At 68.6% G+C, this 12,639-nt stretch carries 12 protein-coding genes; 2 read left to right on the plus strand and 10 right to left on the minus strand.

The window, feature by feature from the left end; translation table 11 throughout:
- Window positions 1-6: 6 nt before the first annotated feature.
- On the minus strand, window positions 7-1,017 hold the full coding sequence (locus EV649_RS38585) for a LacI family DNA-binding transcriptional regulator (protein WP_130388687.1): 1,011 nt from the start codon (window positions 1,015-1,017) through the stop codon (window positions 7-9).
- Window positions 1,018-1,153: 136 nt separating this feature from the next.
- Window positions 1,154-2,191 carry an aldo/keto reductase gene (locus EV649_RS38590; protein WP_130388688.1) on the minus strand — a complete coding sequence of 346 codons (1,038 nt, stop codon included), beginning with the start codon at window positions 2,189-2,191 and terminating at the stop codon, window positions 1,154-1,156.
- A 145-nt stretch (window positions 2,192-2,336) separates the two neighbouring features.
- Here EV649_RS38590 and EV649_RS38595 point away from each other — a divergent pair, with 145 nt between their 5' ends.
- Window positions 2,337-3,377, plus strand: a complete 1,041-nt coding sequence (locus EV649_RS38595; protein ID WP_130388689.1) for an aminotransferase class V-fold PLP-dependent enzyme — start codon at window positions 2,337-2,339, stop codon at window positions 3,375-3,377.
- Between the two features lie 9 nt (window positions 3,378-3,386).
- Window positions 3,387-3,812, plus strand: coding sequence for a MerR family transcriptional regulator (locus tag EV649_RS38600; protein WP_130388690.1), 426 nt, complete (start codon window positions 3,387-3,389; stop codon window positions 3,810-3,812).
- Here EV649_RS38600 and EV649_RS38605 read toward each other — a convergent pair whose 3' ends face one another.
- The 8 genes from EV649_RS38605 to EV649_RS38640 form a co-directional block, all read right to left on the minus strand.
- Window positions 3,813-4,292 (minus strand): SRPBCC family protein, encoded by a 480-nt coding sequence (locus tag EV649_RS38605; protein WP_130388691.1) that lies wholly within the window; start codon window positions 4,290-4,292, stop codon window positions 3,813-3,815. It abuts the gene before it with no gap.
- Window positions 4,289-5,146: a formate dehydrogenase accessory sulfurtransferase FdhD gene (gene fdhD / locus EV649_RS38610; protein WP_130388692.1), complete on the minus strand. Its 858-nt coding sequence runs from the start codon at window positions 5,144-5,146 to the stop codon at window positions 4,289-4,291. The genes EV649_RS38605 and fdhD overlap by 4 nt, the downstream gene beginning before the upstream one ends.
- On the minus strand, window positions 5,134-6,261 hold the full coding sequence (locus tag EV649_RS38615) for a molybdopterin molybdotransferase MoeA (RefSeq protein ID WP_198682933.1): 1,128 nt from the start codon (window positions 6,259-6,261) through the stop codon (window positions 5,134-5,136). The genes fdhD and EV649_RS38615 overlap by 13 nt, the downstream gene beginning before the upstream one ends.
- 167 nt (window positions 6,262-6,428) lie before the next feature.
- Complete coding sequence (locus EV649_RS38620; RefSeq protein ID WP_130388694.1) at window positions 6,429-6,650, minus strand: formate dehydrogenase subunit delta; 222 nt, start codon at window positions 6,648-6,650, stop codon at window positions 6,429-6,431.
- Window positions 6,647-9,469 (minus strand): formate dehydrogenase subunit alpha, encoded by a 2,823-nt coding sequence (gene fdhF, locus EV649_RS38625; protein ID WP_130388695.1) that lies wholly within the window; start codon window positions 9,467-9,469, stop codon window positions 6,647-6,649. The genes EV649_RS38620 and fdhF overlap by 4 nt, the downstream gene beginning before the upstream one ends.
- Window positions 9,466-10,977, minus strand: coding sequence for a formate dehydrogenase beta subunit (locus tag EV649_RS38630; protein WP_130388696.1), 1,512 nt, complete (start codon window positions 10,975-10,977; stop codon window positions 9,466-9,468). The genes fdhF and EV649_RS38630 overlap by 4 nt, the downstream gene beginning before the upstream one ends.
- Window positions 10,974-11,468 (minus strand): NAD(P)H-dependent oxidoreductase subunit E, encoded by a 495-nt coding sequence (locus EV649_RS38635; RefSeq protein WP_241999220.1) that lies wholly within the window; start codon window positions 11,466-11,468, stop codon window positions 10,974-10,976. Before EV649_RS38635 ends, EV649_RS38630 begins: the two co-directional genes overlap by 4 nt.
- A 136-nt stretch (window positions 11,469-11,604) precedes the next feature.
- Window positions 11,605-12,570 (minus strand): D-alanine--D-alanine ligase family protein, encoded by a 966-nt coding sequence (locus EV649_RS38640; RefSeq protein WP_157996394.1) that lies wholly within the window; start codon window positions 12,568-12,570, stop codon window positions 11,605-11,607.
- Between the last annotated feature and the right edge of the window lie 69 nt (window positions 12,571-12,639).

Here is a 12,639-nt window from a genome sequence, read left to right on the forward strand (position 1 = left end):
GCTGCGTCAGTTCACGCCAAGTGTCGACTCGCGCGCGTGCAGTTCGTAGCGGGCGGCGATCTCCTCGTGGTCGGAGTCGTCGCCGGCCATCCGGCGGACCAGTAGATCGACGGCCCGCTTCGCGATCTCCGCGCGGCCCGGGTCGACAGTGGTCAGGCTCGGCGTGCTGTAGCTGGCCTCGTCGATGTTGTCGAAACCCGCCACCGCGACATCGTCCGGCACCCGGATGCCGTGCTGGGCGAGGACCCGCAGCGCGCCCAGCGCGAGGGTGTCGTTCAGCCCCAGGAGTGCGTCGAACTCGAGGCCTGACGCGAGCAGTCGCTCGGTCGCCTCGGCTCCGGTCGAGCGGTGCCAGCGGCCGGCCGGAAACGCCAGCTCCTCCGGTACCGGTAGGCCGTGCGCGGTGAGAGTGTCGGCGTACGCGCCGTACCGAATGGCTGCGGTGCCGACCTTTTCGCCGGGGTGGACGCCGAGGACCGCGATCCGCCGCCGCCCGAGGGCCAGCAAGTGCTCGACCGCGGCCTTGGTGCCGGGCACGTTGTCGATCATCACGTGGTCGACCGGGCTGTGGAAGATGCGCTCGCCGAGCAGGACCATCGGCGTGTTCACCTTCAGGTGGTCGATGTCCTCCTGGCCGAGGCCGAGCGGGCTGTAGAGCAGGCCGTCCACGAGGTGACCGCGGGGCCGGGCGAGGACGGTCAGTTCGCGGTCGCGGTCTGCGCCGGTCTGCTCGATCATCACGGTCAGACCGTGCTCGTCGGCGGCCATGATGACCTGGTCGGCGAGCTCACCGAAGTACGGCAGGCTGAGCTCCGGGACGGCCAGCCCGATGACGCCGGTCCGGCCCGACTTGAGGTGCCGGGCGGAGAGGTTCATCCGGTAGCCGAGGGCATCGATCGCGGCGAGCACCTTGGTCCGGGTCTCCTCGCGGATGTACGGATACCCGTTCATCACGTTCGAGACCGTCTTCGGGGACACGCCGGCCCTGCGCGCGACGTCGCGCATCGTCACAGCCATGGCCTCAGCGTAAGGGCTGTCAAATAATAACCGTCAACTGTAACGCGCTGGGCGAAAACCTTCACCTTCCGTTCCGCCCCTCGGAGGTTGCGATGGTTCGCCCGTCACCTGGACGTCCCTCCAAGGAGGCAAGTAGCTAGCGGTCGGAGAGGGCGCGGCGGCGCTGGGTGACGTCGACGAGGGACTGGGGTTGCCAGGCGGCGTCGGCGCGGTACACGTCGGTGCCGGGTGGGACGATCTCGTCGATCCGGTCGAGGGTCTTGTCGTCGAGCGTCAGGTCCGCTGCGGTGATCAGGCCCTCGAGTTGCTCCATCGTGCGCGGCCCGGAGATCACGGACGTGACCGCGGGATGCGTGGTGACGAAGGCCATCGCCAGCTCGGGCAGCGTCGTACCGATGCCGTCGGCAACTTCGACCAGTTGCTCGACGGCGTCGTACTTCGCCGCGTTCGCAGGCAACGCCGGGTCGAAGCGGTCAGGCGCGAGCGCGGCCCTGGCGGACAGGTCGAGCGGCTGGTTCTTGCGGACCTTGCCGGACAGGAACCCGAAGGCGAGCGGGCTGTACGTCAGCACGCCCATCCCCAGCCGCCGGCAGGTCGGGAGCACGGAGCGTTCGATGCCGCGGGCCATCATCGAGTACGGCGGCTGGTTCGTCCGGAAGCGCCCGTACCCGCGCCGGTCCGCGACGTGGTACGCCTCGACGATGTCCTCCGCCGGGAACGCCGAGCATCCGAACGCGCGGATCTTGCCCGCACTGACCAGGTCACTCAGCACCCACAGCGTCTCCTCGATGTCGGTGGTGTGGTCCGGCCGATGGATCTGATAGAGGTCGATCCAGTCCGTGCCGAGCCGGCGCAGGCTGTCCTCGACCGCGCGGGTGATCCAGCGCCGCGAGTTCCCGCTCCGGTTCCGGCCCTCGGTGAACGGGAAATGCACCTTGGTCGCCAGTACGACGTCGTCGCGGCGATCCTTCAGCGCTTTGCCGACGATCGTCTCCGACTCGCCCGCGGAGTACATGTCCGCGGTGTCGACGAAGTTGATCCCCTGGTCCAGGGCGGCGTGGATGATCCGGACGCACTCGTCGTGATCCGGATTCCCGACCGCCCCGAACATCATCGCCCCGAGACAGTGCGTACTGACCTCGATCCCGGTCCCACCCAACATCCGATACCGCATCCCACTCAACTCCCGCCATCGATCGCCAACCCCCGCACGCTAGGTCCTAGAGCGCTCTCTAGGTCAACTTTGAGAAGCCACCGACCGTTTCCGGGGCGGGAATCTGGTTGGTGGCTTCTCAAAGTTGGGTCCGTAGGGTGGGGGAGTGGAGATTGCGGAGCTTTGGGATGCGGAGCCGGGGTGGTTGAACACTGCGTCGTACGGGCTGCCGCCGCGGCCGGCGTGGGAGGCGTTGCAGGGTGCGCTTGCTGATTGGCGGGTCGGCGCGACCAGTTGGGAGCCGTGGGACGCGTCGACGACGCGGACCCGGGAGTCGTTCGCGCGGCTGGTCGGGGCGGAGGCGGCGGACGTGTTCGTCGGCAGCACGGTGTCTGCGGCGCTGGCGCCGATCGCGGCCGCGTTGCCGGACGGTGCGAAGGTCCTGACCGACGACGTCGAGTTCACGTCGAACGTGTTCCCGTGGCAGGTGCACGCGGACCGTGGCGTCGAGGTGATCGCCGTACCGGGTGACGAGGTGGTCGCCGCGATCACGCCGGGGATCGACCTTGTCGCGGTGAGTGCGGTGCAGTCGTCGACCGGTGTCGTCCTGGACCTGCCTGCGGTAGTTGCCGCCAGCAAGCAGATCGATGCGCTCGTGGTGATCGACGCGACCCAGGCGGTCGGCTGGCATCCGATCACGGTCGACGGTGTCGACGCGCTGATCGCCCACAGCTACAAGTGGTTGATGTCACCGCGCGGCGCGACGCTCGGGTACCTGTCGCCGCGGTTGCAGGAGCGCTGCCGGCCGTCGGCCGCGGGCTGGTACGCCGCACGCGACGTCCACGGGTCGTACTACGGGCCGGTGATGGAGCTCGATCCGGCCGCGCGGAGGTTCGACCAGTCGCCGGCGTGGTTCAGCTTCGTCGGCGCGGCGCCGGCGCTCGAGCTGATCGAGGAGATCGGCGTCGAGACGATCAACCGGCACAACCTCGCGCTCGCGAACGAGTTCCGCGCCGGGCTCGGGCTCGCGCCGTCGAACAGTGCGATCGTCAGTACGAGCCTGCCCGGGGCGCAGGAGGCGTTCGCGTCGGCCGGGATCCGCGCCGCCGTACGGGACGGGAAGCTGCGCGCGTCGTTCCACATCTACTCGACGCGCGACGACGTACAGCAGGCTCTGTCTGCGCTGAAGCCTTTGATCCGGGGTTAGGGTGCGGGCATGGGTGGACTGAGCATCGGGCAGGTCGCGGAGCGGACCGGGTTGAGCGTGCACGCGCTGCGGTTTTACGAGCGTGAGGGACTGCTCGCGGACGCCGTACGGCGGGAGTCGAACGGGCGGCGCGTCTACACCGAGGACGACGTCGACTGGCTGAACATGTGCATCAAGTTCCGCTCGTCCGGGATGCCGCTGGACACCATCCGTAAGTACACGGAGCTGGTCCGGCAGGGGGCCGGCAACGAGGCAGACCGGCTGGCCCTGCTCAAGAGCCACCAGGACTACGTGCGCGCGCAGATCGAGGAACTCAACGAGTGCCTCAACGTGATCACCTGGAAGGTCGACTTCTACCAGGAGCACGTGGACGCCGGCACCGCCGACTGCCTGTGGGCGACCCCGTCCACACAGACCGCCAGCGAGGCATCCTGATCACTTGAGCGCCGACTCCATGGCGCTGAGCGTGGATCGCATGTTCGCCGCCAGTTGATCGAGCCGGCTCTGGATCGACTCCGCTGCCCGGTCCGGATCCCGTACGACGCCAATCCGCATTCCGCTCTCGCCCGGGCCATGGGTGAACGACTGACGGACGAGCGTCTCGGTGCCGCGATCCTCCAGCTCGTACTCCCAGTGCGCGAGAGGGACCTCCTCGTCGCCGTACACGTCCCAGCCGAAGCGCTTCGCCTCCTCGAGGGCGGTAACCGTGCAGGTCACGTACGTCTCCAGGCCGTCCGGGAAGCGGTTCCGCGCCTCGAAGCGGGCGCCCTCCTCGAGCCAGGCGCCGTGGATGCATTCCGGGCTCCACTCGCCGTACCGCTCGATCGCGGTGATGCCGGACCAGACCTCGTGGATCGGCAGCTTGATCAGTACCTCGACGCCGGTGGTCGCGCCGGTCACTCCGTAGTCGTTCATGCCCGGTACGTCGTACGCACCTCAGCGGCCTCGACATTTACCCGTTCGGGCCGGCTGTACAGGTTCAGGTTGCCGTTGCGGATGAAGCCGGCGAGGGTCAGGCCGGACTCGGCGGCGAGGTCGATGGCGAGCGAACTGGGGGCGGAGACCGCGCCGAGGATCGGGATGCCGGCCATCACCGCCTTCTGGGCGAGCTCGAACGAGGTCCGGCCGGAGACGATGAGGATCAGGCCGCGGGCGGGGATCCGGCCGTTGAGCAGGGCCCAGCCGACGACCTTGTCGACGGCGTTGTGGCGGCCGACGTCCTCGCGGACGACGAGCAGTTCGCCGGTCGGCGTGAACAGGCCGGCCGCGTGCAGGCCGCCGGTGCGGTCGAAGACCTGCTGCCGGGCGCGGAGTGCGTCGGGGAGGGTCGCGAGTACGTCGTACCTGATGGTGACGTCGTCGGTGGCCGGGGAGTGGCGGGTCTTGGTGCGGACCGCGTCGAGGGATGCCTTGCCGCAGACGCCGCAGGACGAGGTGGTGTAGAAGTTGCGCTCGACGCCGGTGACGGGCGCGGGTACGCCGGGCGCGAGGCCGACGTCGAGGACGTTGTAGGTGTTGCGGCCGTCGTCGTCGCGGGAGTCGCAGTACCGCGCGTCGCGGATGTCGTCGACGCTGCCGATCACGCCCTCGGTGTGCAGGAATCCGTGCGCCAGCTCGACGTCGTGGCCCGGCGTCCGCATCGTCACGGCCAGCGGCTTGCCGTCGACCCGCAACTCGAGCGGCTCCTCGACCGCGATCGAGTCGGGCCGGGAGCGGCTGCCGGCCGGGGTGACGCGCACAACCGGCCGCCGCGCAATCAACCGCCCCATGGCCGGGACCCGGGGTCGAGGGGGAGGAGGCGGGCGGCGATGGCTTCGGCGGGGCCGGAGGCTACTACGGCGAGGGCGTCGGCGGTGGCGGGGCCGCGGAGCATGGCGGCGCCGCCGTGACCGACTGGTACGGCGCCTTGTGCGGTGAGGCGGACCGGGACGAGTCGGGTGCTGGTGGGGTGGCAGGGGATGCCGCCGGGGACCGCGATGTTGGTGAGTTCGGGAAGCGGGAGGCCGCGCATGCGGGTGATGGCTGCGACCCCGAGTGTCAGGAACGCGACGAGCGCGGCGAACGGGTTGCCGGGGAGGCCGATTACGAGGCGTCCGTCCGGTAGTTGTGCGAGCGCTTGTGGATGCCCGGGGCGGCAGGCGACTCCGTCGACGATCAGCTCGGCACCCAGCGTCTTGAGGGCGGGACGGAGGTGATCGGCCGGACCCGAGGCGGAGGAGCCGGAGACGAGCACTAGATCGGCCTGGGTCTCCCGCAGCGCGCTGACCAACTCGTCCAGCGAGTCCGGCAGATGCCGCACCGAGGCGGCGGATGTGGCGCCGGAGCGGGTGATGAGGCCGGGAAGCATCGGGCCGATGGCGTCGCGGACTCGGCCAGGGGTTGACGGGCCTTGGCGGACCAGTTCGTCGCCGGTGATCAGGGCGGCGGCCGTTGGTGGGGAGATGACGGTTAGGCGGTTCAGGCCGACGGTTGCCGCGAGGCCGAGAACGGCTGGGTCGATGACTACTCCGGCCGGCAGCAGTTGGTCGCCGGGGCGGCATTCCTCGCCTGCGCGCCGGATGTGCCGGCCGTCCTCGGACGGTCCGACCAGTCGGTCGCCCGTCACGACAGCGTCTTCTGACCGCACTACGGACGTCGCCCCGGCCGGCACCGCCGCACCGGTGACGATCCCGGTCGCCTGCCCGTCCGCCAACTCACCAGGATCCGCCGTCCCGGCCTTCACGTGCCCGACCACGCGCCACGGTCCAACTCCACGTACGGCGTACCCGTCCATCGCCGCACGATCCACCGGCGGCACCGCAACCGGCGACACTAACGGCGTGGCCAGCACGCACCCGTCCGCCTCGTCGAGCCCGCGCCGTACGACCGCTCCCGGTCGCGCCACAGCATGTGCCAAGCCCCGAGCCACGTCCCACGGGACCACATCCCGCCGTGGCCGACGGTCAGCAGTTGTACGCCTAGGCCCGTCCTCCACAGGCCCACCCTCTCCGACCCGCCCCGACTTGTCGAACCGATCCCGCTCCTCGAACCGATCCCGCCTGTCGGGCTGGGTCATGCGGGAGCCTGGAGTTGCTGGGCGGCCAGCGCTGCGGCGGGGTCGAGGTCGGTGGCGCCGGACGCGACGTGCGCGATCAGCGCCTGCTTCATCCGAGGGTCCCAGACAGCCTTCATGTGGTTCGCGATGGCAGTGGCGGCGTCCGCGGGCGGACGGTGCGCGAACTGCGCCGCGATCTCGTTCGCCAACCGCACGTGCGGAGGTACGCCGCCGCTCATCGATTGCCGCCAGCAACGACAGGCTCACGCGTGGACTCGTCGGCGACCGGCTCCGGGATCAGGTCGACCTGGACCGCGGTGACCTTGTACTCGGGGCAGTTGGTCGCCCAGTCGGAGTTCTCCGTGGTGACGACGTTCGCCCCGCTCACCGGATGGTGGAACGTGGTGTAGCAGACGCCCACCGGCATCCGGTCCGAGATCGTCGCGCGCAATTCGGTCCGCCCGACCCGGCTCGACAACGCCACCATGTCCCCGTGCGTGATACCGCGCACCTCGGCGTCGTGCGGATGGATCTCCAGCACGTCCTCGGCATGCCACGCGACGTTCGCCGTACGCCGGGTCTGCGCCCCCACGTTGTACTGCGACAGGATCCGCCCGGTCGTCAGGATCAACGGGAACTTCCGCGTCGACCGCTCCGACGTCGGCACGTACACGGTCTCCATGAACCGCCCCTTGCCGCGGGTGAACTCGTCCTCGTGCATGATCGGCGTACCCGATGGGTGCTCGAGGTTGCACGGCCACTGGATCGATCCGAGCTCGTCGAGCTTGCCGAACGACACCCCCATGAACGTCGGCGTCGTCATCGCGATCTCGTCCATGATCTGCGCGGCCGAGTCGTAGTGCATCGGGTACCCCATCGCCTGCGCGATCTCGCAGATGATCTCCCACTCCTGCTTCCCGGTCCGCGGCGCCATGATCGGCCGCACCCGGTTGATCCGGCGTTCCGCGTTCGTGAACGTGCCGTCCTTCTCCAGGAACGATGTCCCTGGCAACAAAACGTGCGCGAACTTCGCCGTCTCGTTGACGAACAGGTCCTGTACGACGAGCAACTCGAGCGCACCGAGTGCGGCGAACACGTGCTGCGTGTTCGGGTCGGACTGCGCGATGTCCTCGCCCTGGACGAACAGCGCCTTGAACGAGCCCTCGATGGCCGCGTCGAACATGTTCGGGATCCGCAGCCCGGGCTCGTCGAGGATCGGCGTACCCCACAACTTCTCGTAGATGTCGCGGACGTCCTCGTTCGACACGTGCCGGTACCCGGGCAGCTCGTGCGGGAACGAACCCATGTCGCACGAGCCCTGCACGTTGTTCTGCCCGCGCATCGGGTTCACCCCGACGCCCGGCCGGCCGATGTTGCCGGTCGCCATCGCGAGGTTCGCCATCCCCATCACCATGGTCGAGCCCTGGCTGTGCTCGGTGACGCCGAGACCGTAGTAGATCGCCGCGTTTCCGCCGGTCGCGTACAGCCGGGCCGCTTCGCGGATCTTCTCGGCCGGTACGCCGGCGATCTCGGCGACCGCCTCGGGGCTGTGCTCGGGCTGCGCGATGAACGTCTCCCAGGCCTCGAAGTCCTCGCACCGGCTCGCGACGAACTCGCGGTCGACCAGGCCCTCGGTCACCACCACGTGCGCGAGCGCGTTGATGATCGCGACGTTCGTGCCCGGGCTGAGCTCGAGGTGGTACGCCGCCTCGATGTGCGGCGACCGGACCAGGTCGATCCGCCGCGGGTCGATCACGATCAGCTGCGCGCCCTGCCGGATCCGCTGCTTCATCCGGGAGGCGAACACCGGGTGCGCGTCGGTCGGGTTCGACCCGATCACCAGGATCACGTCGGACTCGTCGACGGAACGGAAATCCTGCGTTCCGGCGGATTCCCCGAAGGTCTGCTTCAGCCCGTACCCGGTCGGCGAGTGACAGACCCGCGCGCAGGTGTCGACGTTGTTGTTTCCGAAAACTGCGCGGACCATTTTCTGGACCGCGTACACCTCCTCGTTGGTGGTCCGCGACGAGGTGATCGCGCCGATCGAACCCTGACCGTGCGCCGCCTGGATCTCCCGGAGCCGGCCCGCGGTGAACGAGATCGCCTCTTCCCAGGAAACTTTCCGCCACGGTTCCGAAATCGTGTTCCGCACCATTGGCTCCAGCACCCGGTCGGGATGAGACGCGTACCCGAACGCGAACCGGCCCTTCACGCACGAGTGGCCCTCGTTCGCGCCGCCGTTCTTGTACGGCACCATCCGGACCAGTTCGTCACCACGGAGCTCGGCCTTGAACGAACATCCGACACCGCAGTACGCGCAGGTCGTCAGCACGGTCCGGGTCGGCATCCCGAGCTCGACCACCGACTTCTCCTGCAATGTCGCGGTCGGACAGGCCTGCACGCACGCGCCGCAGGACACACAGTCCGACTCGAAGAACGACACCCCGGCACCGGCCGCGACCTTGGAATCGAATCCACGCCCCTCGATCGTCAGCGCCAGCGTGCCCTGTACTTCGTCACACGCGCGCACGCACCGCGAGCACGCGATGCACTTGGATGCCTCGAAGTCGAAGTACGGGTTGGAGGAATCGGTCGGCAGGTCCATGTGGTTGGCGCCGGCCTCCACACCGGAGCCGTAGCGGACCTCGCGCAGCCCGGTGACGCCGGCCATGTCCTGCAGTTCGCAGTCGCCGTTCGCCGAGCAGGTCAGACAGTCGAGCGGGTGGTCGGAGATGTACAGCTCCATCACGCCGCGGCGCAGCTTCCCGAGCCGCTCGTTCTGCGTCCGGACGACCATGCCGTCCCGGCACGGCGTCGTACACGAGGCCGGCGTACCTTTCACGCCATCGATCTCGACCACGCACAGGCGGCACGACCCGAACGCCTCCAGGTTGTCGGTCGCGCACAGCTTCGGTACGTCGACGCCCGCCTCCTTCGCCGCCCGCATCACCGACGTACCGGGTGGCACCTTGACCGGAACGCCGTCGACGGTCAGCTCGATCGTTGCCGCACCGGCGCGGGCCGGCGTACCGAAGTCAGGTTCCTTGAGCAGACTCATACCTGGAAGTCCTCTCCGAAATGGCGGACGGCACTGCGTACTGGCATCGGGGTGAGGCCGCCCATCGCGCAGAGCGAGCCGTCGGTCATGAGTTCGCACAGGTCCTCGAGAACGACCAGATTCTTTGCGCGGTCGGTGCCGGACACGATCCGGTCGATGGTCTCGACGCCGCGGACCGCGCCGACCCGGCAGGGCGTGCACTTGCCGCACGACTCGGCCGCGCAGAACTCGAACGCGAACCGCGCCATCGCCGCCATGTCCACGGTCTCGTCGAACACCACGATCCCGCCGTGCCCGACCATCGCGCCGGCCGCCGCGAACGCCTCGTAGTCCATCGGCAGGTCGAACTGCTCGACCGGAAGATAGGCGCCGAGCGGACCGCCGACCTGGACAGCCCGCACCGGCCGACCTGACGACGTTCCGCCGCCGAAGTCGTTCACCAGTTCGCCGAGCGTGATCCCGAACGCGGTCTCGACGATCCCGCCGTGGGCGATGTTCCCGCCGAGCTGGAAGACGCTGGTGCCGAGCGAACGGCCGGTGCCGTACGCCGCATACTCCGCGGCCCCGTGCGCGAGAATCGTCGGGACCGTTGCCAACGACAACACGTTGTTGACGACGGTCGGACAACCGAAAAGCCCTTCCAGGGCAGGGATCGGGGGCTTCGCGCGGACCATGCCGCGTTTGCCCTCCAGGCTCTCGAGCATCGAGGTCTCTTCGCCGCAGATGTACGCACCCGCGCCGACCCGGACGTGCAGGTCGAAGCCGAACCCTGAGCCGAGAATGTCCGGCCCCAACCAGCCTTCGTCACGCGCTCGCTCGATCGCGTCCTTGAGAGTCGCGACCGCGTCCGGGTATTCCGAGCGCAGGTAGACGTAGCCCTCCGCGGCGCCGACGGCGTACGCCGCGATCGTCATTCCCTCGATCAAGGTGAACGGGTCACCCTCGATCAGCATCCGGTCTGCGTACGTGCCGGAGTCGCCCTCGTCCGCGTTGCAGCAGACGAACTTGAGATCTGCGTCGGCGCCAAGCACCGTCCGCCATTTGATCCCGGTCGGGAACCCGGCTCCACCTCGTCCCCGCAAGCCCGAGTCCACGGCGGTCTCGACCACGTCGGCCGGCGGCATCGCTAGCGCTGCTAGCAATCCGCGCGTTCCGCCGTGCGCCACGTAGTCCGCGGTCGACAACGGATCAACCACACCCACCCGCTGGAACGTCAACCGCTGCTGCCGCTTCATCCACGGCAACTCCTCCACCAACCCGAGCGAGGCGCCGGCACCGGACAGCATCCCGGCAGCAATCAGCCCATCCACGTCCTCCGGGGCAACAGGTCCGTACCCCACCCGCCCCGCAGCCGTCTCCACCTCCACCAACGGCTCCAACCACAACATCCCTCGAGACCCGGTGCGGACAACCTCAGCGCCACCATCTGCGGCGATCCGCTCGGCAACCTCGTCCGCTCCGACGGAACGGGCAGCAGAGTCACGCGGTACGAACACCCGCACCGTCATCGGGTCTCCCCCAACAGCGCGTTGAGGCGGGTGGGAGTTACTCGGCCGTGGAGTTTGCCGGCGACCTGGACTGCTGGGCCTAGGGCGCAGTTGCCGAAGCAGTAGATCTCTTCGAGGGTGACGCGACCGTCGTACGTCGTCTCGCCGAACCCACAGCCGATCGTGCGTTTGGCGTGCTCGGCGAGTTCGACCGCGCCGACCGAGCGGCACGCCTCCGCCTGGCAGATCGCGACGGTGGTGCGCCCGGCCGCCGTACGCCGGAAGTCCTTGTAGAACGTGACGACGCCGTGCACCTCGGCGACCGCGAGGTTCAGTACGTCGGCGATCACCGCGACATCCGGCTGGTCGACGTACCCGAACTCCTCCTGCACCGCGTGCAGGATCGGTATCAGCGCACCACGAAGACCGCGCAGTTCCTCCGCGATCTCGCGCACTCTCCTGGCACGCCCGGGGACCGGGACGGGGGCGGCGGCCACGACCTCACTCGTCATGTATACAACATTCCGTCGCCAATGCACCGCGGTCAAAGCAATGCTGCCTATCAGCTGATAGCCAGCAGCTATCAAGTCAGGCTGTATGCCGGACCATAGAGGGCGGCCGGGATTCGGTCGTCGCTCAGTAATACGGTCATCCGCGCGCCACCGCCGTACGGATCAGGGTGTCGACGACCTCGGCGTACGACATCCCGGCCGCTGCCCACATCCGCGGGAACTGCGACGCCGGCGTGAACCCGGGGAACGTGTTGATCTCGTTGACGACCGGCTCGCCGTCGCGCAGTACGAAGAAGTCCACCCGCGCCAGCCCCTCGCAGCCGAGCACCTCGAACACATCGATCGCCGTACGCCGTAGTCGCACCGCCAGTTCGGGATCGATGCGAGCCGGTACGACGAACCGCGTGCCGCTGCTGTCGTACTTCGCGGTCGCGTTGAAGAACGGCTGCTCCGGATCCGCATGGATCTCCAGCGCCGGCGCCGTCTCCACCCGCCCGTCCGGGAACTGCAGCACCGCGAGGTCGATCTCGCGACCTACCATCTCCCGCTCCACCAGGACCTGCGGACCGAACGCGGTGGCTTCCGCGATCGCGGCCAGCAGCGTCGGCAGGTTCGTCGCGCGGGTCACGCCGAAGCTCGAGCCGCCGTTCGCCGGTTTCACGAAGAGCGGGAAGTCCAGGCCGGCCACCTTCAGCTTCTGCAGCGTCGCTTCGGCGTCGGTCAGTTCGGCGCCGCGCAGCGTGACACCTGGCGTCACCGGGATCCCGTGTGCCTTCAGGACCGCCTTGGTCAGGTGCTTGTCCAGTCCGACCGCGCTGGCCGCGATCCCGCTGCCGACGTACGGGATGTGCAGCTGTTCGAGGAAACCCTGCAGGCGGCCGTCCTCGCCGCCCTCGCCGTGCAACGCCGGGATCGTGATATCGCACGCCTGCAGGATCTCGATCGCTTCGTGCTGCCCGTCCAACCAGTTGCCCTCAGCATCGATCATCAGCGGGATCGCCATGTGGCCGAGCAGTTCGACCGCCTTCATGATCCCCTTGCCACTGGCCAACGACACGTCGTGCTCCGGACTCGCCCCACCCATCACGACCGCGACCTTCACCAGTTCCCCTCCTCGTAGCGCCGGGACTGAACCCAGGTTCCTACCCGTCATTGTTGTTTCTGGCAACGA

Source organism: Kribbella sp. VKM Ac-2569 (assembly GCF_004216905.1).
In the GTDB taxonomy this organism is placed as follows: Bacteria; Actinomycetota; Actinomycetes; order Propionibacteriales; family Kribbellaceae; genus Kribbella.